Origin of the sequence: Candidatus Pandoraea novymonadis, from assembly GCF_003004665.1 — a bacterium.
Classification (GTDB): Bacteria; Pseudomonadota; Gammaproteobacteria; order Burkholderiales; family Burkholderiaceae; genus Pandoraea; species Pandoraea novymonadis.
The window spans coordinates 22,614-46,197 of sequence record NZ_MUHY01000003.1 but is presented as its reverse complement, the minus strand read 5'-3'; the positions used below and the strand labels follow the sequence as shown (position 1 = coordinate 46,197).

The 23,584-nt window shown below is 44.5% G+C and carries 21 protein-coding genes and 2 pseudogenes; 21 read left to right on the top strand and 2 right to left on the bottom strand.

All coding sequences use genetic code 11. The annotated features are described in order from the left end of the window. Nucleotides 1-96: 96 nt before the first annotated feature. A complete protein-coding gene (locus BZL35_RS04230; RefSeq protein WP_106183006.1) occupies nucleotides 97-756 on the bottom strand; it encodes a Maf family nucleotide pyrophosphatase in 660 nt (219 codons plus the stop codon). Between the two features lie 171 nt (nucleotides 757-927). On the opposite strand from BZL35_RS04230, the gene BZL35_RS04225 reads away from it, so the two are divergent. The 16 genes and pseudogenes from BZL35_RS04225 to acpS all read left to right on the top strand — a co-directional run bounded on the left by BZL35_RS04225 (nucleotide 928) and on the right by acpS (nucleotide 15,624). Beyond that, complete coding sequence (locus tag BZL35_RS04225) at nucleotides 928-1,542, top strand: DUF177 domain-containing protein (RefSeq protein ID WP_106183005.1); 615 nt, start codon at nucleotides 928-930, stop codon at nucleotides 1,540-1,542. Nucleotides 1,543-1,640: 98 nt separating this feature from the next. Beyond that, nucleotides 1,641-1,820: a 50S ribosomal protein L32 gene (gene rpmF, locus BZL35_RS04220; protein WP_106183004.1), complete on the top strand. Its 180-nt coding sequence runs from the start codon at nucleotides 1,641-1,643 to the stop codon at nucleotides 1,818-1,820. 146 nt (nucleotides 1,821-1,966) lie between these two features. Continuing rightward, a pseudogene (gene plsX, locus BZL35_RS04215) lies at nucleotides 1,967-2,980 on the top strand (phosphate acyltransferase PlsX); the annotation flags it as partial. Between the two features lie 50 nt (nucleotides 2,981-3,030). Then, entirely contained in the window at nucleotides 3,031-4,020 is a 990-nt protein-coding gene (locus BZL35_RS04210) for a beta-ketoacyl-ACP synthase III (protein ID WP_106183003.1), read from the top strand. 90 nt (nucleotides 4,021-4,110) lie between these two features. Further along, the gene (gene fabD, locus BZL35_RS04205; RefSeq protein ID WP_106183002.1) at nucleotides 4,111-5,040 is read left to right on the top strand and encodes an ACP S-malonyltransferase; all 930 of its coding nucleotides are present in this window, start codon (nucleotides 4,111-4,113) and stop codon (nucleotides 5,038-5,040) included. Between the two features lie 16 nt (nucleotides 5,041-5,056). After that, the gene (gene fabG / locus BZL35_RS04200; RefSeq protein ID WP_106183001.1) at nucleotides 5,057-5,806 is read left to right on the top strand and encodes a 3-oxoacyl-ACP reductase FabG; all 750 of its coding nucleotides are present in this window, start codon (nucleotides 5,057-5,059) and stop codon (nucleotides 5,804-5,806) included. A 131-nt stretch (nucleotides 5,807-5,937) separates the two neighbouring features. Beyond that, nucleotides 5,938-6,177, top strand: a complete 240-nt coding sequence (acpP, locus tag BZL35_RS04195) for an acyl carrier protein (protein WP_106183000.1) — start codon at nucleotides 5,938-5,940, stop codon at nucleotides 6,175-6,177. Nucleotides 6,178-6,316: 139 nt separating this feature from the next. Continuing rightward, the gene (gene fabF / locus BZL35_RS04190; RefSeq protein ID WP_106182999.1) at nucleotides 6,317-7,555 is read left to right on the top strand and encodes a beta-ketoacyl-ACP synthase II; all 1,239 of its coding nucleotides are present in this window, start codon (nucleotides 6,317-6,319) and stop codon (nucleotides 7,553-7,555) included. Between the two features lie 1,117 nt (nucleotides 7,556-8,672). Then, nucleotides 8,673-10,478: a translation elongation factor 4 gene (gene lepA, locus BZL35_RS04185; RefSeq protein WP_106182998.1), complete on the top strand. Its 1,806-nt coding sequence runs from the start codon at nucleotides 8,673-8,675 to the stop codon at nucleotides 10,476-10,478. A 38-nt stretch (nucleotides 10,479-10,516) separates the two neighbouring features. Next, nucleotides 10,517-11,425, top strand: coding sequence for a signal peptidase I (lepB, locus tag BZL35_RS04180; RefSeq protein WP_106182997.1), 909 nt, complete (start codon nucleotides 10,517-10,519; stop codon nucleotides 11,423-11,425). Nucleotides 11,426-11,690: 265 nt separating this feature from the next. Beyond that, a pseudogene (gene rnc, locus BZL35_RS04175) lies at nucleotides 11,691-12,401 on the top strand (ribonuclease III); the annotation flags it as partial. Nucleotides 12,402-12,504: 103 nt separating this feature from the next. Further along, nucleotides 12,505-12,663: a hypothetical protein gene (locus BZL35_RS05045; protein ID WP_181276556.1), complete on the top strand. Its 159-nt coding sequence runs from the start codon at nucleotides 12,505-12,507 to the stop codon at nucleotides 12,661-12,663. Between the two features lies 1 nt (nucleotide 12,664). Further along, the gene (era, locus tag BZL35_RS04165; protein WP_106182994.1) at nucleotides 12,665-13,558 is read left to right on the top strand and encodes a GTPase Era; all 894 of its coding nucleotides are present in this window, start codon (nucleotides 12,665-12,667) and stop codon (nucleotides 13,556-13,558) included. Next, the gene (recO, locus tag BZL35_RS04160) at nucleotides 13,545-14,399 is read left to right on the top strand and encodes a DNA repair protein RecO (protein WP_420837022.1); all 855 of its coding nucleotides are present in this window, start codon (nucleotides 13,545-13,547) and stop codon (nucleotides 14,397-14,399) included. The genes era and recO overlap by 14 nt, the downstream gene beginning before the upstream one ends. Nucleotides 14,400-14,403: 4 nt before the next feature. Further along, nucleotides 14,404-15,165 (top strand): pyridoxine 5'-phosphate synthase, encoded by a 762-nt coding sequence (gene pdxJ, locus BZL35_RS04155; RefSeq protein ID WP_106182993.1) that lies wholly within the window; start codon nucleotides 14,404-14,406, stop codon nucleotides 15,163-15,165. 42 nt (nucleotides 15,166-15,207) lie between these two features. After that, nucleotides 15,208-15,624, top strand: coding sequence for a holo-ACP synthase (gene acpS, locus BZL35_RS04150; RefSeq protein WP_106182992.1), 417 nt, complete (start codon nucleotides 15,208-15,210; stop codon nucleotides 15,622-15,624). 845 nt (nucleotides 15,625-16,469) lie between these two features. Here the strand turns inward: acpS and metK are convergent. Then, entirely contained in the window at nucleotides 16,470-17,642 is a 1,173-nt protein-coding gene (metK, locus tag BZL35_RS04145; RefSeq protein ID WP_106183043.1) for a methionine adenosyltransferase, read from the bottom strand. A 257-nt stretch (nucleotides 17,643-17,899) separates the two neighbouring features. On the opposite strand from metK, the gene BZL35_RS04140 reads away from it, so the two are divergent. From BZL35_RS04140 to dksA, 5 genes are all read left to right on the top strand, one after another. Beyond that, entirely contained in the window at nucleotides 17,900-18,787 is an 888-nt protein-coding gene (locus BZL35_RS04140; RefSeq protein ID WP_106182991.1) for a lipid A biosynthesis lauroyl acyltransferase, read from the top strand. An 85-nt stretch (nucleotides 18,788-18,872) separates the two neighbouring features. Continuing rightward, nucleotides 18,873-19,757: a diaminopimelate epimerase gene (gene dapF / locus BZL35_RS04135; protein ID WP_106182990.1), complete on the top strand. Its 885-nt coding sequence runs from the start codon at nucleotides 18,873-18,875 to the stop codon at nucleotides 19,755-19,757. A gap of 538 nt (nucleotides 19,758-20,295) precedes the next feature. Continuing rightward, a complete protein-coding gene (xerC, locus tag BZL35_RS04130) occupies nucleotides 20,296-21,210 on the top strand; it encodes a tyrosine recombinase XerC (RefSeq protein WP_106183042.1) in 915 nt (304 codons plus the stop codon). Nucleotides 21,211-21,825: 615 nt separating this feature from the next. After that, on the top strand, nucleotides 21,826-22,815 hold the full coding sequence (locus tag BZL35_RS04125) for a CobW family GTP-binding protein (RefSeq protein ID WP_106182989.1): 990 nt from the start codon (nucleotides 21,826-21,828) through the stop codon (nucleotides 22,813-22,815). A 278-nt stretch (nucleotides 22,816-23,093) separates the two neighbouring features. Then, entirely contained in the window at nucleotides 23,094-23,513 is a 420-nt protein-coding gene (gene dksA, locus BZL35_RS04120; RefSeq protein WP_106183041.1) for an RNA polymerase-binding protein DksA, read from the top strand. Nucleotides 23,514-23,584: the final 71 nt, after the last annotated feature.

The window sequence follows — 23,584 nt, the reverse complement described above, 5'->3', positions numbered from 1 at the left end:
GTACACCTATCGATTAATAGTACATCAATCGTATTTTGAAATGCCAAGCACTCTTCTTATGTCAATGTGTAAGCACTTATAAAAATGATTTTTTGGCTAGCGTATCGTGGGTGAGATAGATGACGTTGTTTTTTTCGCTCTTGGTAATTTAATACCCACATTCATTAGCATAGTAGTCAGCGTAATTAAAGGTAAGCCGATTAGCGCCGTTGGGTCATCGCTTTCGATTTTTTCCAATAGAATGATGCCCATCGCCTCTGACTTTAGGCCGCCAGCGCAATCGTACGGCATTTCTGCGTGAAGGTATGCATCCAGAATGCTTTCAGGTAAATCGCGAAACTTTACCACTGTAACTACATCTTTTACTTGTGAGAATTTTGTGCGTGCGTCCAATACACAGAGTGCCGAATGAAACTCAACTACTTGTGCTTGCATCATGCGTAATTGAGCCATTGCCGTTTCATGACTAATTGGCTTGCCAATTTGGTGATTATCTAGAGTGACGATCTGGTCCGAACCAATTACGATTGCATCGGGGTGTTTGAGGGCAACGAATTCTGCTTTTTGGCGAGCTAAACGCAACGAGGTATTAGTTGCCGATTCTCCAGTGAGAGGTGTTTCGTCGACGTTTGGTGTGCAAACTTCGAAGTCTAATTGTAGTCGACCCAGTAATTCACGACGGTACTGTGAACTAGAGGCAAGAACCAACGGTGGCGGATTGTTGCCTAAAGTGAGGGAGTAAGTTTGTTGCAACATCGTGTTTTTGTTGTTTGACGAAAAGAAAAAAATTACCTACAATCTTAGCCTCATTTTCTGTCTTCAACGGAAGAATACTACGAAAGAAGAGTAAAATGGTGTGAAATTTCCTGTATTTTTTGTGGTCTTAGGGAATAATTTTGCATTGTGCGTGTTCATTGATTTTCTAAGATGAAGAACATGAATCACGGATACATCATCGATTTGTTTGAGTTCGCACGGAATGGTCGTCTTGTTACAGGGGATGTGCATTTGATGGCGTTGTCCCGTATGTTGACTGCAGTTCCGGAAGATGTTGCAGAAGCTGAATTGGCATCGCAGGTTTTTCATTGGCGTATTGAAGGCTTTGAAAATCTTGTTCCACGGGTCAATAGCATGCCGCAGTCTGAACTTTTTCTTAAATTAGCGCTGAATGGCCCTATGTGGTTAGAGTGTCAACGATGTTTGATGCCATACCAAGAGTTTCTTACATCTGAGACAACATTTAAGATCGTAACTCACGAAGTGAAAGCTGATGATATTTCTCTAGTGGGCCAGGATAAATTCGAAGTGCTTGTTGGATCAAAGCAGTTCGATATGAAAATTTTGATTGAAGAAGAATTATTGCTTTCTATGCCCATAGTCCCCAAGCATTCTGTTTGTCCTGTTGTACATGCCAGCTTAGTTACAGGAAGTGATGGTTTGGTCGAGCCGTTGCCCCAAACTTCGAAAAAAAAGAGAGAAATATGCTCTCCGTTCTCGGTTTTGGCATCGTTGAAGCGACCGTTGGGTAAGCATGGAAAGTAGAGGGTAATATATTTACGTAAGTAGCACAGAATGCATTGGTCGACACCAAAATCGACACTGAACTGTGTTAGAATCCTAAAGCATTTTGAGGAGTTACAATGGCAGTTCAACAGAATAAGAAATCCCCATCAAAGAGGGGTATGCATCGTTCTCACGATTTTTTAACTGGGCCATCGACGGCTGTTGAGCCGACCTCGGGTGAGGTCCATCTGCGTCACCACATCTCGTTAAATGGTTTTTACCGTGGTCGAAAGGTTGTCAAAACGAAGAACGATTAATCGGTCCCCCCGCGAGTCGAATTCGCGTTTTCTCAAATCACTGTGGATACACGAATTGATCGACAAATTTTTCAAAAATGGCTGCAGTGATTCTGCTGCCATTTTTTTTCTCTCAATGTAAGACTCATCAAAAAACGGCGATACGCATGACTGTCACAATGACCATTGACTGCATGGGCGGTGATTATGGCCCATCGGTTACGGTGCCCGCTGCAGTTCTTTTTGTACAGTCCACCTACGATGTTTCGCTTTTGCTCGTGGGGAAGGAACCGGCTATCAACGAGCAGCTTATGAAGTTGCAAGTGACTTCCCATCCGCGTTTGTCTGTGATTAATGCAGACGAAGTGGTCACAATGGATGATTCTGTAGAGACTGCCTTGCGCAGGAAGAAAAATTCTTCGATGCGAATTGCGTTGAATCTTGTGAAAGAGGGGCGTGCGCAAGCTTGTATTTCTGCTGGAAATACAGGGGCACTTATGGCAGTTTCACGTTATGTTTTGAAAACTTTAGCTGGGATTGAGCGTCCTGCAATCGCTACGGTTTTTCCTAATCAGAAGAGCGGTTATACCACGATGCTTGATTTGGGTGCCAATGTTAATTGCCAAGCGACCCACTTGCTTCAATTTGCTGAGATGGGTCACGCGCTTGTAGGGGCTCTCGATGGCAAAGAATCACCGACTATTGGCTTGCTTAATATCGGAGAAGAAGTACTTAAGGGTAATGACGTTATTAAACATGCTGCTGAGTTACTGCGGGCGTCTACTCTCAACTTCTATGGCAATGTTGAAGGCAACGATATCTATAAGGGGACCACTGACATCGTCATCTGTGATGGTTTTGTCGGTAATGTGGCACTCAAAACTTCTGAAGGGTTGGCCCAGATGTTAGGTGACATGATAAAGGAAGAGTTTTATCGCGTTTGGTGGACAAAGTTCATAGCTATGCTTGCCATGCCAGTGTTGAAACGGTTCAAGCATCGTGTTGATCATCGTTGCTATAACGGAGCTGCTTTACTTGGGTTGAGGGGTTTGGTTATAAAAAGTCATGGTTCTGCTGATTCATTCGCATTTGAATGGGCTATTAAACGGGGTTATGATGCAGTTCGAAATGGCGTACTTGAACGCTTGTCTGCCGCTATGAATGAAAATCAAATGGATCTTGAAGGGGCAATTCCCCTGTCGAGCATTGCCCCGTTTTAACCATTGATATAATGACCCAGTCTGCGATGTATTCTCGTGTTATTGGTACTGGAAGTTATTTGCCGCTTTGTCGTGTTACTAATCAACAATTAGTTGATGAGTTGGCTAGGCGTGGTATTCAGACGAGCGACGAGTGGATCGTTTCTCGTACGGGCATTCGGGCGCGTCATTTTTCCGCCCCCGAGCAGACCAGTAGCGACATGGCACTCGAAGCGGCGTGCCGCGCTCTTGAAATGGCGAAGCTGAAGGCAAGCGAGATTGACTTGATCATCGTTGCCACGTCTACACCTGACTTTGTTTTTCCGAGTACTGCTTGTCTGGTGCAGTCGAAGCTTGGTATTAAGAATGGCGGCGCGGCGTTCGACATTCAGGCAGTGTGCTCTGGTTTTGTCTATGCATTCTCGATGGCGGATAATTTGATTCGTTCAGGGGTATACCGTAATGCACTTGTGATCGGTACGGAAGTGTTTTCTCGTCTCCTCGATTTCAATGACCGCACTACGTGTGTACTGTTCGGGGATGGTGCAGGTGCGATTGTTTTACAACAATCGAGGCAGCCTGGTGTGTTGTCGAGTGTATTACACGCTGATGGCAGTCATGCAAATATTCTCTGTGTTCCGGGCAATGTTCAGGGTGGTATGGTTGCAGGGCAGGCATTTCTCCAGATGGATGGTCAAGCGGTTTTTAAACTTGCTGTGAAGGTGCTTGAGAAAGTGGCGCATGAAGTGCTTGATAAAGCAGGAATTGATAGTTCATTGATCGATTGGTTGATTCCTCATCAAGCGAATCTACGAATCATGACAAGCACGGCGAAGAAGCTTGGTGTCTCAGATGAAAAGATGGTGATTACTGTAGATCAGCACGGAAATACCTCTGCAGCGTCAATTCCACTTGCACTGGATGTGGCTGTTCGGGATGGTCGTATTCATTCGGGTCATCGTGTGATGGTCCAGGGAGTAGGTGGGGGTTTTACATGGGGTGCTATTCTGTTCTGCATGTAAATTAGATAAGCGATTTTTTCTGGATGGGATTTTTATCATAGTATTTTACCATCTCAGTGCTTTTCAGAAGCCGATATAGAAGTAATCAACATGATATATGCTTTTGTTTTTCCTGGACAAGGTTCCCAAACAGTCGGTATGCTCGACTCCTTCGGAGATAACGATGCTGTGCGTGAGACGCTTGCCGAAGCTTCGGAGGCCATTGGGCAGGATTTGGAAAAATTGATCTCAATAGGGCCTGCCGAAGATCTGAATTTGACAATCAATACACAGCCTGCGATGTTGGCGGCGGCCTGTGCTATTTACCGTGCGTGGCTTGCAGAAGGTGGTGCTGCACCAGCATTCGTTGCCGGGCATAGTCTAGGCGAATATGCTGCGCTTGTCGCGTCTGGTGTTATTTCATTCAGGGATGCTGTGCCTTTAGTACGCTACCGTGCGCAAGCTATGCAAGATGCTGTATTAGTGGGACAGGGAGGAATGGCTGCCGTACTGGGGCTTGACGATGATGTTGTACGTCAAGTATGTTTGGTAGCATCAGCTGTTGGTCTTGTTGAGCCCGTTAATTTTAATGCACCAGCACAAGTGGTGATCGCTGGTGAGAGGGCTGGCGTGGATAGAGCCTGTGTATTGGCGAAACTTGCTGGCGCCAGGCGCGCACTCGTACTCCCGGTTTCTGCGCCATTTCATTCATCGTTGCTCAAACCGTCATCTGATTATTTGCGTGATTATCTTGCGAGACTAACGTTTACAACTCCGAAAATTCCGTTGATCAATAACGTGGATGTTGCGATTGAGACGGACGTTGACCGCATCAAGGACGCACTTGTGCGTCAAGCTGCATCCCCAGTCTTTTGGGCAGATAGTGTGCAGATGCTTGCAGCTAACGGCGTAACGCATGTGGTGGAATGCGGTCCAGGCAGAGTGTTGACTGGGCTCACCAAGCGTATCAATGGTGAACTTGTTGGCCTATCTATCAACGATCCAGTTTCGTTAACCGAAGCCATGACACTGCTAAAATAAAATCTCGGAGATATTGATGAGCAAGCAACTCGAAAACCAAATGGCGTTAGTCACTGGTGCTTCTCGAGGCATTGGTCGCGCTATTGTATTGGAATTGGCGCGGCAGGGTGCTTTTGTGATTGGAACGGCTACTAGTGATGTAGGCGCTGAAGGTATCAGTGCTTATCTTGCTGAAGCTAACTTGAGTGGTATTGGTATTGTGATGGATGTGACCGATGCTGAAGGTGTAGCTGCTGCAATCAAGAATCTAATATCAATCTACGGTAAGTTAGACATTTTGGTCAACAATGCCGGCATTACACGCGACAATTTGGTGATGCGTATGAAGGACGATGAATGGGATGACGTCATTGACACTAATCTTAAGGCTGTTTTCCGTTTGTCGCGCGCTGGGTTGAAATTGATGATGAAGACGCGTTATGGCCGCATTATCAATATTACATCGGTTGTTGGAGCGGTAGGAAATCCTGGACAAGCTAACTATGCGGGAGCTAAGGCGGGTGTTTCAGGTATGGCGCGTGCGTTGGCGCGTGAGATCGGTAGTCGAAATATTACTGTTAACTGTGTGTCGCCGGGCTTTATCGATACAGACATGACAAAAGTACTGGGGGACACTCAGCATGAGGTATTGAAGCAACAAATTCCGCTTGGCCGTCTGGGGAAACCTGAGGAGGTTGCCTATGCTGTCGGATTCCTCGCGTCGTCACAGGCTTCTTATATTACTGGCGTCACCTTACACGTGAATGGTGGAATGTTTATGGGTTAATTCAAATTTAAGTACGTTATTAAATTTTTAATAATTTTTTGTGTGGTCATGTAGTTTTTTGTGAGCTGGCTTTGTCTGTTAAACCTGTTAAAATGCGCGCATTTCTCTGAATTAATTACCCGGAGGGTCGCATGGATAACATTGAGCAACGCGTCAAGAAGATCGTCGCCGAACAACTCGGCGTTGCAGAAGCAGAAATCAAGAACGAGTCTTCGTTCGTGAACGATCTTGGCGCTGACTCGCTCGATACCGTTGAGCTGGTGATGGCACTGGAAGAAGAGTTCGGGATGGAAATTCCGGACGAAGAGGCTGAAAAGATCACAACAGTGCAGCAAGCAGTTGATTATGCAACTGCTAATGTCAAAGCATAAACTGGTTCGGTGACTTCGTCGCCGGCCGAGGTATCGATAACCCGCAAGCCTGTTAGCTTCAGTGAGCGTAGGGTGGGTATCCTGCCGCTTTTGTGGCTTTTTGATTGTATGAAGCAGCAGAAAAACAAGAGGGAGTATCGTGAGCCGTCGCCGAGTTGTCATTACTGGCCTGGGATTGATTTCACCTGTTGGCAACACTGTTGCAGATGGGTGGTCCAATATTATTGCTGGTCATTCAGGCATCGCTAATATTACGAAGTTCAATGCCGCGAGTTTTCCTGTGCGTTTTGCCGGTGAAGTCAAAGGTTTTGATGTGACGAAATATCTGTCCGTCAAGGATACGCGTCGCATGGATACCTTTATACACTACGGCCTTGCTGCAGGCATTCAGGCTATGGAAGATAGCGGTTTGGAAATCACGGAGGCGAATTCTGAACGGATAGGTGTGATTGTTGGCTCTGGCATTGGTGGTCTGCCGATGATAGAGCAAACACAAACTGATTTGATTAACGGCGGGCCACGTAAAATTTCCCCTTTCTTTGTGCCTGGCTCGATCATTAATATGATCTCCGGGCACTTGTCGATTAAGTACGGTATGAAAGGCCCTAATTTAGCGCTTGTTACCGCTTGTACCACGGGATTGCATTGTATTGGCCAGGCAGCAAGAATAATTCAATACGGCGATGCAGATGCGATGCTAGCAGGGGGTGCTGAGTCGACGGTGTCACCTCTCGGGATTGGTGGATTTGGTGCCATGCGGGCTCTTTCGACACGTAATGATGATCCCATGACGGCTAGCCGTCCTTGGGATAAAGACCGTGATGGTTTTGTGCTTGGTGAAGGTGCTGGCGTAATGATGATTGAGGAATACGAGCATGCAAAGAAGCGTGGTGCAAATATTTACGCTGAATTGATCGGATTTAGTATGAGTGCTGATGCATATCACATGACTGCGCCGTGCGAAGATGGAGATGGTGGACTACGTTCGATGCGTGCTGCATTGCGTGATGCTGGTTTGAGTGCTGATTCTGTGCACTACGTCAATGCACATGGAACATCGACTCCGTTAGGAGATGTCGCAGAAACTCTCGCTGTCAAGCGTTTGATGGGAAGCTTAAAAAAACAGGTAGTTGTTAATTCGACAAAATCGATGACGGGCCACTTACTCGGTGGTGCTGGTGGTTTGGAGTCTGTTTTTACAGTGCTTGCTGTCCATCATCAAATTTCGCCTCCAACCATTAATATCTTCAATCAAGATCCGAATTGTGATTTGGACTACTGTGCCAATGTAGCCAGAGATATGAAGATTGATGTTGCATTGAAGAACTCTTTCGGGTTTGGTGGCACTAACGGTACTCTCGTTTTTAAGCATATCTAACACATAGTGAGTGCCTGTTTGATTTTTATGCTTTCTTAATAATTTTAATGTTGTTGTGAATGGTATTTTTCATCCATATGACTTATCGTTTTTTGTAGATGCGGCGATTGTTGTGGAATTTGATAATCCTTTTTTTCTGCTGGATGGTCTTTACACTGGAAGTTTTTACAGACTCGAGACTTTATGTGTTATCTATAATACAGGTTTACTATTGTAAAAATTTTACAACTCTGCGCATCATAGGCGGTCGATTGTCGTTTGGTATAGATGGCGATATGATGATGTTATTCCAATAATTAATGTTTTGTTGTCATGTCGTGACTGGAAAAGAATTTCTCCAAGGAATGGAGATCTCACGCCCTTAATGAATAGAAGAACGTAGGGGTGATCTGGCTTCATCATATGGGAGTGATTGCTGCATCATTATCAATGTGTATGTTGCTGATGGGGTGAAAAGTATTTTCATCACACTTACCAAGCGTTGCGCTTTGCCATTTAATCTTAAAAATATAAGCACGGTCGCGATCATCAGGGAAAGCGATGTGATTTTGACTGTTTATTCAAACTTTACAAACTTTATGTTGCCATAAATCTGGGAATGTTCTGGATTGATCAATGTGCATGGTTTCATTGTTGTGTTCGTCAGGGGAATCATTGTGAATATTTATGATTCACCGATTTTTCAAAGAGCTCGAAGTATATGGGTGTGAAGTATTGTTGAGTCTAGGTGATACCGAGATTACGTCGGCCAAGTAGTTAAAGGAGATTGTTAAAGCACTTGATGGAAACTACGTAGTGGAATCCTTTTGCGCTGTAGCGGTATTATTCAGTTTGATCTGCTGCATTCGTGAGTGTCATGAGCGAAATAATTTCTACCAAGCGAGAAAATGAATGTATCAATGGTCGTTGCTGATGCTATATCTTCCCCCTGGAATCTTATTTTTTGATGCTTACTGTCGCTTATTAAAACCATTAAGCTTGCTATTTTTTATGAATGTTCAGTTCTACTGTCAACAGATTCCTTGATGTATTTTCTTTCAGCTAAAATTTGGCTGATTTTTTGTGGTTGCCTGATTAAGCTAAATTATTCAGTGCTGCTTTATTTTATTTTTGCTTTATGGATCATATTCGTAATTTTTCGATCATCGCTCATATTGATCATGGAAAATCAACCCTGGCTGATCGCATTATCCAGTTGAGCGGTGGTTTGTCCGGGCGGGAAATGGAAGCCCGAGTGCTTGATTCGATGGATCTTGAGCGTGAGCGAGGGATCACGATCAAAGCACAAACAGCAGCGCTGCAATATAAGGCATGTGATGGTGTTGTTTATCAATTGAATTTAATCGATACACCAGGACATGTGGACTTCTCGTATGAAGTTAGCCGCTCGTTGTCCGCATGTGAAGGGGCATTACTTGTTGTTGATGCTACACAAGGTGTTGAAGCACAGACTGTTGCGAATTGCTATACAGCGATTGAGCTCGGTGTAGAAGTGGTGCCGGTACTCAATAAGATTGACCTACCATCATCGAATCCTGAGAGAGCGATTCAGGAAATTGAAGATGTGATTGGTATAGACGCTACTGATGCTATGCGTTGCTCAGCAAAGACAGGCGATGGAGTAATCGATGTACTTGAGGCTCTGATTAATAAAGTGCCGCCACCTAAAGGCAATCCGGAAGCCCTGTTGCAGGCGCTGATTATCGATTCCTGGTTCGATAACTACGTAGGTGTAGTGATGCTTGTTCGCATCATCAACGGTACGATTAAGCCAAAGGAAAAGATTCAGTTGATGGCAACTGGTGCAGCCTATTTAGTTGAGCAAGTCGGTGTATTTACACCAAAATCTCAATGTCGAAAATCCTTGTCGGCGGGAGAAGTGGGTTTCATTGTTTCCGGTATAAAAGAATTGAGTGCGGCTAAGGTGGGAGATACTGTGACGCATTCTCTTACCACGACAACGCGGCCAGCACAAGAACCTCTTCCCGGTTTTAAGGAAGTGAAGCCGCAGGTGTTCGCTGGTTTGTATCCAATTGAATCCAATCAGTATGGCATTTTGCGCGAATCTTTAGAAAAGCTTCATCTCAACGATGCAGCTTTAAAGTATGAGCCAGAAGTTTCAGAAGCACTAGGTTTTGGTTTTCGTTGTGGTTTTCTTGGTCTGTTGCACATGGAAATTGTGCAAGAGCGTCTTGAACGCGAATTTGATATGAACCTCATCACCACCGCTCCCACAGTGGTCTATGAGGTTGCAAGGCGTGACGGTACGACGGTTATCGTGGAAAATCCATCAAAGATGCCAGATCCATGGGATATTGACGCGGTACTAGAGCCAATTGTCACTGTGAATTTATATATGCCTCAGGAGTATGTGGGATCAGTTATCGGATTGTGTATGGAGAAGCGTGGCGTGCAAATTAATATGAGTTATCACGGTCGCCAGGTGCAGCTGACCTATGAAATGCCCATGGCTGAAATTGTACTCGATTTCTTCGATCGCTTGAAATCCGTATCGCGTGGTTATGCTTCCATGGACTACGAGTTTAAGGAGTATCGTGTCGCAGACGTTGTGAAAGTTGATATGTTGATTAACAGTGAGAAAGTCGATGCTCTGTCAATCGTTGTGCATCGATCGGTTAGCCAGCAGCGCGGACGTCAGATAGCTGCTAGGATGCGTGAGATCATTCCGCGTCAGATGTACGATGTGGCAATTCAAGCAGCAATCGGTGCCAATATTATTGCACGTGAAAACATCAAGGCATTGCGGAAGAATGTGCTGGCCAAGTGTTATGGTGGTGATATCTCTCGTAAGAAAAAGTTGCTCGAAAAGCAAAAAGAAGGTAAGAAGCGTATGAAACAAGTGGGTTCAGTTGAGATCCCGCAGGAAGCTTTTCTTGCCATTTTGCAAGTGGAAGATGACTAATAGTAGGCTTTAAATAAAAGCGGATAGAAGATTTGCGAATGAATTTTACCCTGATTCTCTTCATTCTAGTGATCGTGACAGGCGTAGCCTGGGTAACGGAAAAATTGTTATTGCAACCGAAACGCTTCCGTGCTGCTCGCGCGGCTTTGGTTGATTTTGATCAACAGCAGATTTCGACGGCAGTATCTGGAACCGATAGTGTTCCGTTGCCAGATGAGGTTATGCAGGCTCGAGACAAAGTACAAAACGATCTTTTGCGCGAACCTTGGTGGATCGAATATTCCGCCAGTTTTTTTCCAGTAATCTTTATGGTATTCATTCTGCGCTCTTTTGTTGTCGAACCGTTTAAGATTCCATCGAGCTCTATGGGGCCGACATTGCTTCCTGGTGATTTTATTCTTGTGAATAAGTATCAGTACGGCATTCGTTTACCAGTGATCAACAAAAAGATATTTGATATTGGTGATCCTAAGCGCGGTGACGTAATGGTTTTCCGTTACTCGAAAGATGAATCGATAGATTACATTAAGCGAGTGGTGGGTTTGCCAGGTGATGTTATTGCATACCAGAGTAAACACTTGACGATCAATGGCAAGTCAGTGCCAGAAATTCCCGTATCTGACTACTTTGATACTGAGCACATTGCTTATTTCAAGCAGTACGAAGAAGAGATTGGTGCGGTAAAGCATCGTATTCTTAAAGATCCGAATATGCCGTCTTATATCCTAAATACTGAAGATTTCCCATTTCGTGAGAATTGTACTTATAACAAGGAGGGTGTCATCTGTAATGTACCACTTGGTTATTACTTTATGATGGGGGACAATCGTGATAATAGTGCGGACAGTCGTTATTGGGGGTTTGTGCCCGATAAGAATATTGTTGGCCGTGCATTCTTCATTTGGATGAATTTTTTGGATTTAAAGCGTTTGGGTGTCTTACATTGACGTTTAATGAACGCAAGTTACTGCACTCGTGCGGGGTTTCGAAATATTTATGAATCTTAATAATTCAATATATTTTTGAGTTAGAGTGATTTTTTATGTAGGCATCTTAGGAAACAATGAAATGTTGGCGTACTGTCTGATAGGTAAATCGTTGCTAGATGATTACCTATTCTCCTTGTGAAGACTTTCCTTGATGTATATTTAAAAAGTTTGTTCTTGGCTATGTTTCACACTGGAGCCAGACCCATTACTCTATACTTACTGCATGTCTCAAGTTCTTAATTTGCTGGAAGAACGCCTCCAGTATCATTTTCATGATGCGGAATTGTTGTCCCAAGCACTAACACATCGCAGTCACAGTGCCATGAACAATGAACGTATGGAGTTCCTTGGAGACTCTATCCTGAACTTTGCAGTGGCAATCTTCCTATTTCGTCGCTACCCAAAACTCGACGAGGGTGATCTTTCGCGTGTACGAGCTAATCTTGTCAAACAGCAATCCTTGTGCGAGATTGCACAAATACTTGGGCTTTCCGATTTCCTACGGCTTGGCGAAGGTGAGCTCAAAAGTGGTGGTTTCCGTCGACCTTCGATTCTTGCTGATGCACTTGAGGCATTGTTTGGCGCTGTGTGTCTCGATGGTGGTTTCGATGCGGCTTATGCTCTCATCGAGAGACTTTATGTTGGAGTGCTGGATCGTGTGGATCTCAAAACCTTGGGAAAGGATGCGAAGACCCTATTGCAAGAGTATTTACAGGGATACAAGATTGCATTACCGCAATATTCGGTGATTGCGATACATGGGACTGCCCATAATCAGCAATTTGAGGTGGAGTGTATCGTGCCTAAGCTCAATGTGAAGGTGGACGGATCCGGCCCAAGTCGCCGTGCGGCTGAACAGGTGGCAGCGAAGAAAGCGATTGAAGCAGCAGAGAAAACATTGGCACTTACGTATCCTAAGGCTGAGCGAAAAAAAGAGTGTGTCGCGAAAGTACGTTAACATCTTCGATAGATTTGGATTCGATGCCTCACTGAGCCCCGTGGATTCATGATGAGTGCAAGGAGTTTTAAATGATGGCATGGTAGCTGTGTCTTTTACCATAGAGATTCTCAATGCTGTAATTCTTATTAAGGACACGTTGTACTACTACTGGCCAACGCTTCAAGTGTTGAGTTTGGATATTGTTGATTCCTATTGCGCTGATTCAGCTGCTTTTGTACCTAAAGAAAGAGACTGACATGAATGAAATCTCAGATTTTCGCTGCGGTACGTTGGCGATTGTCGGGCGTCCCAACGTGGGCAAATCAACGTTGCTGAATGCATTGGTTGGCCAGAAAATTAGCATTACGTCACGTAAGGTACAGACGACGCGGCATTGTATTATCGGTATACGCACTACTGATGATGCACAATTCGTATTTATTGATACTCCTGGTTTCCAAACTCGGCATACTACGCCCTTGAATCGCTCACTCAATCGTGCAGTGACATCAACCCTTTCGGGTGTTGATGTTGTGGTGTTTGTAATTGAAGCAGGTAAATTTGGCGTAGACGACGAGAGGGTACTTAAATTATTGCCAAATAATGTTTCAATTATTCTCTTGCTCAATAAGATGGATCGTATCTATGACAAGCGTAGCTTTTTTGCTTTCCTGCAAAAAATGAGCGAATTGCGTGATTTTCGGGAGGTTATTCCTATGTTTGCGAAACGTCAGGATTACATTGAGCGTTTGCTGGTGAGTTTGCGTCCATATCTTTTAGAAGGGAAACCGATGTATGGTGTAGATGACCTTACCGATCGTAGTGAGCGTTTTTTGGCTGCCGAAATTTTGCGGGAGAAGATTTTTCGTTCGATGGGTGATGAGCTGCCTTATACCAGTACGGTTATCATTGATAGGTTTGAGCAGGAAGGCAAGCTGCGTCGTATTTTTGCAACTATTTTGGTCAATCGTGATAGTCATAAAGTCATAATCATTGGTGCGAAGGGGGTAAAGCTTAAGAAGATCAGCACCGAAGCCCGACTCGATATGGTGAAGCTATTCGATGGACCGGTATATCTCGAAGTCTTTATTAAGGTCAAGAGCGGTTGGGCAGATAACGAGACAAGTTTACGAACGTATGGCTATGAATGACATTGATGCCGATGGTGCCGCAGTTGCTTCTCATGTTAGCGTTAGTGTCGTACCTGATTTGTTGGAAAAAAGAGAACTAAAGTCAACTGTTCCTCGAGGTTCATCACGTCGGACAGTGCATCTAAACACACGCGTGTTAGAGCAGCCTGCATTTGTGCTGCATAGCTATCCATATCGTGAAACTAGTTTAATTATTGATGTACTTACCCGTGATTATGGGAGGTTGGCTCTAATCGCAAAAGGCGCAAAGCGTCCACATTCTGCTTTGCGTGGTGTGCTGCAGAAGTTCCAGCCGTTTGCTTTAGCATGGAGCGGTAAAGCTGAACTTCGGACACTCATTAAAGCCGAGTGGGTTGGTGGTTTACGGCCACTTGAAGGTGATGCGTTGTTATCGGGTTTTTATCTGAATGAGCTGATCGTTAGGTTCTGTGCCCGTGAAGATTCCCATGAAAAACTTTTCAACCGTTATCTTGCGACACTGCATCATTTGGCGCAAGATGAGTCACCTGGCATTATTTTACGTGTATTTGAGCGCGTGTTACTGTGTGAGACTGGCTATGCTGTCGCATTCGATCGATGCGTTCAGACGGGCTCACGTGTATTACCGGAACGGCATTATGTGTTTGATCCAGAATGTGGTGTTCGGCCGACGTATGGTGATGAGCCTGTGGAGTGGCCCATTGTTACAGGACAAACGCTCATCGATATTCAACAGGATGACTACTCGCGAGTGAAGACTGTGCAACAATGCAAATCCTTAATGAGATTTTTGCTTAATTATCATTTGGGTGGAGTACCGTTGAACACGCGAAAAATCCTACTAGATCTTCAAAAATTCTAATTTTATGAATCTTTTCCATCATTCTTCTGGCATCAATTTGGGTGTGAATATCGATCATGTCGCAACCTTGCGGAATGCACGTGGTACTGTTTATCCTGATCCCATTCAAGCTGCGTTGCTCGCTGAAATGGCAGGTGCTGACTTCATTACGTTGCACTTACGGGAGGATCGTCGTCATATTAAGGATGTTGATGTGATTAATCTGCGCACTCGACTGGTCACCCGAATGAATCTAGAGTGTGCAGTCACGGAAGAGATGTTGAGTATCGCTTGCCAAGTAAAGCCGCAAGACGTTTGCCTTGTGCCGGAGAAGCGTGAAGAATTGACTACTGAGGGAGGGCTCGACATTCTGGGATTGTACGACAGTGTTGCTGCTGCGGTTGAACGACTGACAGCAGTTGACAGTCGTGTTTCATTATTCATTGATCCTGATGAAGTATCTATTCGTGCGGCTGCTCGTATAGGTGTACCGGTGATTGAGCTGCATACCGGTCGTTATGCTGCAGCGCATGATGAAGAAATGCGGCAACTAGAATTATTACGTATTGAGCGTAGCGTATTACTGGGACTATCGCTTGGACTCAAGGTGAATGCGGGACATGGGTTACATTATCAGAATGTAGAGGCGATCGCAGCGATCCAGGGGATTACTGAGCTGAATATCGGTCATGCGATTGTTGCGCACGCTATCTTTTGTGGTTGGGAAAACGCCGTACGTGAGATGAAGGCAATTATTATTGGTAGCAGATTGTCGGCGAGGCACTGATTAAGATGATCACTGTGTTTTTCAAAAAAAACATGTCTTAATATGATCTACGGAATTGGTACGGATATTCTGGATATAAGGCGAATCGTTCGTGTGATGGAGCTCACGAAAGGTCGTTTCGCTACGCGTGTACTTGGTCCTGATGAATTGAAGATTTATCATGAGCGTAATGCATGCTCGGTGATGCGTGGACTTGCTTATATATCGACGCGTTTTGCGGCTAAAGAGGCCGTATCCAAGGCGATTGGTCTTGGTATGCACATGCCGATGACGTGGCGTTCGATGCAAACGTTGAATGAGCCATCCGGTCGACCACTGGCAATTGTTTCTGGTGTGTTGGCTGATTGGCTGGCAGCTCGTGATCTTGTGGTCGATATTACGATTACAGATGAGAAAAACTATGCAGTCGCGTTTGCGATCGCTTCGATCACCTCCCCTGAGAGGATTGGTCGAAAATAATCAAATGCAAACTGGGTCCCGTGATGCTTTATATTAGTGCTACTAACACTTGGCCAGTATGAAATAGCCACCCACAAAATATTAATTGCAGACTAAGGTGTTAGTACGGTTCTGTATTAGATCAATTTTGAAGATTGATCTAATCTCTTTACGTTGAAAAAGAATATTTACCCCGTAATAAAAAAAGAAAAATATTGTGTTTACGATGAAACACTGTGCGCAGCAATTCCGTATATTGTGCATTTGAGTTCCACACCCGTGCGGGATTCCGATTACGGTGTATCAGAGGTGATGGCGAGCGTACGTTCGATCGCCATATGTATCTCGTTTAGCTATAGCTGTTAGTATGTGCGGTACTGCGATTGATTTTGACAAGGACCTCCCTTAGCCAAGATTTCGTGGCGAGTGATTCACATCAGAGATTTTGACCGACCAGTATGCGTTTGATTGTATCCCGTCCCTCTCTGTACTGACGCGATGCCTTGGGCTTTTTATTCGCAACGTCGACTTAACTCTAGTCTAGAAAAAATGGGATGGAAATAAATAAATCCCAATATTTTTCTTGAGGGGGTGACTATTGCTAAGAACTGGTCAGTATTCGCTGTTCGCTTACTTCGCACCTTATGTACTTTGCACTTATCTCTAAAAAGTAGTTTGTAGTTACTCGGATCATCTTAGTGATTATATAAGTTGCGTATTTTAATAACATTTACCGATGAGAGTGTTAAGCACTCAAAACTGTAATAGCGATCTTGGTGGGGAAAGTTTATCTTAATTAGGAAATTTTGGTGAGATAAGACAACCTGTTATTGGTGGAATCTGATAAATATTTCTAACTATGTCATTCATATACGCAGACTCGCATCGGCTAGGAGGGCACTGGCGCGGTCGGTAGACTCCCACGAGAATTCAAACTCTTCACGACCGAAGTGGCCGTAGGCAGCGGATTTTTCGTAAATGGGGCGCAGGAGGTTGAGCATGTGGATAATGCCCTTCGGACGCAGGTCGAAATGCTTCTCGACCAATTGCGTGATTTTGGTGTCACTGATTTTTCCAGTGCCGAAGCTATTGACCATCACTGATGTAGGACGGGCCACCCCAATGGCATAGGATACTTGGATCAAGCACTTCGAAGCGAGTCCAGCAGCGACGATGTTTTTCGCCACGTAACGGCTGGCGTAGGCGGCTGACCGATCTACCTTCGAAGGATCCTTCCCAGAGAATGCACCCCCGCCGTGTGGCGCAGCACCGCCATAAGTGTCGACGATAATTTTACGACCGGTCAAACCAGCGTCCCCTTGCGGACCACCGATGACGAAACGGCCTGTTGGATTGACCAGAAATTTGATATCGCCTTTGACTAAATTTTTTGGTAAGACCGGTTTGATGATTTCCTCGATTACGGCTTCACGCAATGTCTTGAGTGAGACATCTGGATAATGCTGTGTCGATAGTACGATGGTATCAATGCTGTACGGTTGTTCGTTAACATAGCGAATAGTAACCTGGGATTTCGCATCTGGGCGTAACCATTTTAGACGTCCGTCACGTCTAACCTGAGACTGTCGTTCTACTAAACGGTGTGCCAGGTGGATTGGAAGTGGCATAAGTTCGGGTGTTTCATCACATGCGTAACCAAACATTAATCCTTGATCACCGGCTCCTTGGTCAAAATTATCATCCTGTGCAGAGTCAACGCCTTGTGCGATGTCAGGCGACTGGCGATCGTAAGCGACCAGGACCGCACAACCTTTATAGTCGATACCGTAGTCCGTATTGTTATAACCAATGCGGCGGATTGTTTCACGCGCAATCTGCTGATAGTCGACAGTAGCGGTGGTGGTGATTTCGCCTGCGAGTACCACTAAACCTGTGTTGCATAATGTTTCAGCGGCGACACGGGCGTATTTATCCTTGGATAGGATCGCGTCGAGTACGGCGTCAGAAATTTGATCTGCCACTTTGTCCGGATGGCCCTCGGAAACAGATTCAGAGGTAAATAAATAATTGTTTGCCACTTCGAATTCCTCAAATGATGAAAGTGAAGTCACGTGGCCGTCATCGGAGTGTGAAGCGGCGACGATTTAGCGGAAAAATAGGCTTTCAAGTAAAAAATAAACTTTCGCAGCCTTAATGAAGGACATCGCCCCGCAATTTGTCATTTAACTCGGCGATGTCGGTTATTATATCTCATTGTGGTACATGGCAATAGTCTCTTAACCAGTAGTGTTTGATTCCCATATTCCTCTATTCTAAGTATATAAGGAAAAATTTGATGCCAACCAAAAAAACTATTGTCCATTACTGCATGTATTTTTTACGGGGGCTGAATTTATTACCTTATAGTTGGATCGCACGTTTTGGAGTAGGTTTAGGGTACTTACTTTATATAATTCCTAGTCAACGGCGCCGTGTTGTTCATGCTAATTTACGCTTGTGCTTTCCTGATTGGGATGAGGCCACACGAGAGCGAGTTGCCTGTGCAGCATTTGTTCATGCTATTCGTAGTTATGTTGAACGTAGTGTGCAATGGTTTGCGAGTGCGAATAAGCTAACTCGGTTAATTGAGGTTGATTCAGTGGTAGATCTGAGTGATCCGAATTTGCCCCCGACTATTTTTTTAGGTTTTCACTTTGTTGCCATTGAAGCAGGCTCACTTTTTTTGAATTACTCGTTGAAACGCCCTTGTGTTTCACTTTATACCCCGATGTCGAATGTGGCTTGTGATATTACGGCAAAGCGCCAGCGGGCGCGTTTCGATGCGGAAATGATTCCACGTGCCGACAGCGCTCGTGATGTACTGCGTGCTTTGAAAAAGCGTAAACCGGTGATGCTCGCAGCAGATATGGATTATGGTGTGCGCAACTCCACGTTTGTATCATTTTTCGGGGTGCAGACGTGTACTTTGACGGCGATTTCACGATTAGCAAAAGCGGGTCGTGCTCAAGTGGTGCCATTCATTACTGAGGTATTGTCGGGCTACCGAGGGTATCGGATCAAAATTTTCCCGGCCTGGACGAATTATCCGACAGGGGATGCAACAGCCGATGCGCGTTTTATGATGATTTTTCTTGAACAGCAAATTCTGAAAATGCCGGAGCAGTACTACTGGATGCATAGACGTTTCAAAACTCGACCAGCAGGTGAGCCGGGAGTATATTGAACGGGGTATCTTTTGCATTTCACTTACTTGTTGAGTCTGACATCTCTGGGGATTAATGCATGACTAACTCTATTATAGTAGCATCATGAAGCTCAAATTCACGAAGATGCATGGGACGGGCAATGATTTTGTCGTAATTAATGGCATCCATCAGACCATCAATTTTTCTTCTGAGCAATGGCGAGCGCTTGCCGATCGGCATTTTGGTATTGGTGCGGATCAGCTATTGTTAGTTGAGAGCTCAAAACTTGATGATGTTGATTTCCGCTATCGCATTTTCAATGCTGATGGCACTGAGGTCGAGCATTGTGGCAATGGAGCTCGCTGTTTCCTGAAATTTGTTCGTGAAAGAGGGTTAACCAATAAATGCTCGGTACGTGTACAAGTGCAGCAAGGTGTGATCATTCTTACGATGCGTGAAGATGGTCAGGTTAACGTCGATATGGGGGTGCCGAAGCTCACGCCATCAGAAATTCCTTTCGATGCCAGCGATTTGACTGGTCGGCAGGAAGGTGCTGATACTTTATGGCCCCTGGTAATCAGGGATAAGACCGTGTGGGTTTCTGTTGTATCGATGGGTAACCCTCACGCGGTGCAGGTGGTCGAAAATATTGATACCGAGCCGGTCGAATTTGATGGGCCGTTGATAGAGGGTCATTTGCGTTTTCAGAAAGGTGTGAATGCTGGATTTTTGGAGATTGTTGATTATCATCGTGCTCGCTTGCGAGTCCATGAACGTGGCGTAGGAGAGACACTTGCGTGTGGTACAGGCGCTTGTGCAGCCGCAGTCGCGGGGATTCGTAGAGGTTTACTGATGACGCCTGTGACTATTGAAATGTATGGAGGTGCATTAGTCATCGATTGGGATGGTGGACAGGGTGCTGTTGTCATGAGAGGTCCGGCCGTCACGGTTTTTGAAGGTGAAATTGATCTTGCTGATGTTGAACGACAGTATGCATGCAGTGCGTAATACTTTAACTCATGCATTTTCTGTTCCTATTGGATGGGTATGTAATGAAATAACGGATCAGAATGGATATCCTATAGATATTGATCAACGAACGAAACGGTATCCTGAATTTTTCAGTTTTGTCCGCATATATGGCCATATATTGAAGTATGGAGCGATAAAACCAAGGAAATTGAAGGCCGTTCCGATTAATTGCTGAGAGTCTAGTGACGGCATGCGGTGGATAAATAATAGTTTTGATGTAGCTAATCCTATAGCTTGGTATATCGAGTTTCCCCCCGGTATTTGGTCTGATCGTGATGATTAAGGAAGATTCTGGCCATGTTAATTTGAGAGTATGTTGACATTTTTTGGTCAGCTTATCGAGCTGGCTATCTTTGTAACTGGTTAAGTTCGGCGTACACGATTAATTAAGAGGTTGATTCTGACGATAATCCATAAAGCTTCTGTGACACCATCACTGGTTTTGACTGCAGAGCCGCTCGCGGCATTACAAAAAAATAGCTGTATAGGTTGTACTCCCTTTGAAGGGCATGGTATCTCGTTGATTGATTACCTTACGAGCCTTGCTATCGAACGTAAGCTTTCAACCTACACCCTGAGGTATTATGCTCGTGATCTGGCACAGCTCCAGACTTTGGCGAAAGGGCGTATGTTAACCTCGCTTAAGCATATAGATTTCCGACATTTTGCGATGCAACTGCATGCAGTAGGACTAGTTGGGAGATCTATTTCTCGTAAGCTATCTTCCTGGCGTGGGTACTACGCTTGGCTCGGGTTGCATGGTGTTTTGTCTGTGAATCCAGTCGAGGGTGTGCGTGCACCGAAGCATCCTAAGTTATTACCGAAGGTGTTGTCTCCTGATCAAGCTGGTGCATTGATGCGCTTTGAGCGTCGGACATCGGATAACAGACTACGTGATCGGGCAATGTTCGAGTTGCTTTATTCATCAGGTTTACGGTTGTCAGAATTGACGAGTCTTGATCACCGTTATGTGGAATGCCAGGGGTATAGATCAATCAGTTGGTTGGATTTGGATGAGTGTGAAGTGGTTGTGACAGGTAAAGGGGGAAAACGAAGACGTGTACCAGTGGGATCAAAGGCTATTGAAGCATTGTCAGAATGGCTGACGTTGAGGACCACATTGGCTGCAATTGAACCCTACGCATTATTTCTTTCTGTGAGGGGATTGCGTATTGGTGCACGTGCAGTCCAGCAAAGTTTGTCGCGTCATGCATTGGTCGCGGGATTGCCCACGCATGTGCACCCTCACATGCTAAGACATTCGTTCGCTACACATGTGCTACAGTCTTCAGGTGATTTGCGTGCTGTACAAGAAATGCTAGGCCATAGTAGTATTTCGACCACACAGATTTACACGAAACTCGATTTTCAACATCTTGCCAATGTTTATGACCAGGCACATCCACGTGCTCGGAAAAAGCACCGATAGTCTTTAGTTTGATAAACGATTATTTTTTGGTAGACATTGGTGAGGCATCAACGATCGTGGGTTTTGGTTTTTTTCAGGTATTTCTCACAGTTGTCCCCGTTTTTGGCCCTATTCGACAGATATAGAATTGCAGGTAATTTTTTATCTCCTGATTCTGTCCTTATAGATATCAATATCTTTGTTTTTGTATCTATGCCTAGAAGAATCTGCTTCTATGTAATCCTTGATTGATTTAACACCTAGATGACACGAGGCTTCATGAGGAAGATCATTTTCCTGTGGAAAATAAGATTTGTTGTAGTTTAGGAAATTCGTTGTAATACTACTTTAGATGTTCATATGAGGCCGTACTACGTATTTTTTCTTGTGAGGTGAAAGATAGCCTAGTACGAGACGCACTCATGACCGAAGTGCCTTACATTAACTTTGTGTGTGGGTTTTTACGTTGTAGTGGTGAATATTCTCCCACTATTTCCTCCTAGCATGGACAATTGAGTGAGTGTGAACTTCATCATTTCTATGAAGGTTTTTTCCTTCAATAGTAGAGTGATAATGATGTATCACGTGATTGTCTTGACGGTACATTTAACACAATCTTTTCAAAGGACCTGATTCATGATCCCCGTCACAATATTGACTGGTTTTCTCGGCAGTGGAAAAACCACGCTACTCAAGCGTATTTTGACTGAAGCACACGGCATGAAGATTAGCGTGATTGAAAATGAATTTGGGGAAGAAAATATTGATAACGAGATTTTGGTGCATGAAAATACTGAACAGATTGTGCAGATGAGTAATGGGTGTATTTGTTGCACAATTCGCGGAGATTTGGTGCGGACGCTTTTGGATTTGAATCGACAGCGTGATCAAGGGAAATTCTTGTTTGATCGAGTCATTATTGAGACAACCGGTCTTGCGAATCCTGGTCCGGTAGCACAAACTTTTTTTGTGGACGATGAAATTGCTGAAACTTACCGACTTGATGCAATTATCACTTTGGTGGATGCGAAGTACGGCCATCAACACCTTGATCAAAACGAGGTAGTACAGAGGCAAATTGGTTTTGCTGATAGTTTATTCATTACCAAAGGAGATTTGGTTAGTGTCGATGTGCTTTCTGATCTTAAGTATCGCCTAACTCAGATGAACCCACGGGCACCGCAGCAATTGGTCAATTTCGGTCGTGCTGATTTAAAAAATATATTTGATATTCATGGTTTTAATCTAAATGATAAGCTTAATATAGATTCAGAATTTCTTGCGACTGATGGTTGTGAATATGCGCATTGCGATCATCCACATCATGATGATGCGATCAAATCATTCGTTTTTTGTAGCGAGAGGGCATTTAATCGAAGCAAACTTGAAGATTTTCTGAGGAGTGTGCTGCAGAAGTACGGTGATTGTTTATTGCGTTATAAAGGAATATTAAATATGGACGGTATCGATCACCAGATTGTATTTCAGGGTGTTCATCAACTGATGGGTACTGATGTGGGTAGGCCATGGCAGGGTGGTGAGACCCCAAATACGAAGATGGTCTTCATCGGAGTTAATCTGCCGAAGGCAATGATTCTCGAAGGATTAGAGCGCTGTCTAACCTAGATAGGAATTGCCGAAATATCAGTAAAAAGCGGTTTATAAAGATTGCTTCGGGTACAATGTCGGCGAACCGGTTTTGCCTACCAATGTACTTATGAGCTTTAGTTGGGTAGAGAGCATGTGTATGTATATCGTAACGTTGCTAGAATGGAATCGGTTAAGTTGGCTGGTATTAAGTAATTAAAGAAGAAGCCGGCCGTGCGACACTTGACTATCGGGCTGTCCACGATTAAAGAGACAAGGGCCACGGCACAGATAATTACAAAGAGATGTTACAAACCATGAGTAAGAAAAAAATTTTGACTGAGGCCGAAGTCTTAGGGATGGGTGAGAAGGATTACATGAATGCTGAGCAACTTGCTTTTTTTAAACAGCGCTTGGAGCATCTTCAGCAGGAAATTCTCAAGAATGCGGGTCAAACAATCGAGAATTTACGTGAAACGATTCTTGTTCCAGATCCGGCTGATCGGGCGACGATTGAGGAGGAGCACGCTCTTGAGTTGCGTACACGTGAGCGTGAACGTAAGCTATTGAAGAAGGTTCAACAGTCACTTGCGCGCATCGAATCTGGCGAGTACGGTTGGTGTGAAGAGACGGGTGAGCCGATTGGCTTGCCACGTTTAATCGCACGCACGACCGCAACATTGTCGCTTGAAGCGCAGGAACGCCGTGAACTTCGTCAGAAGTTATTCGGTGATTAAGGTATCTGTCTAGGGAATATTTGTATTTTACGGTGTTGTGATGACATTTCACCTATGGTAATCGTGAACGA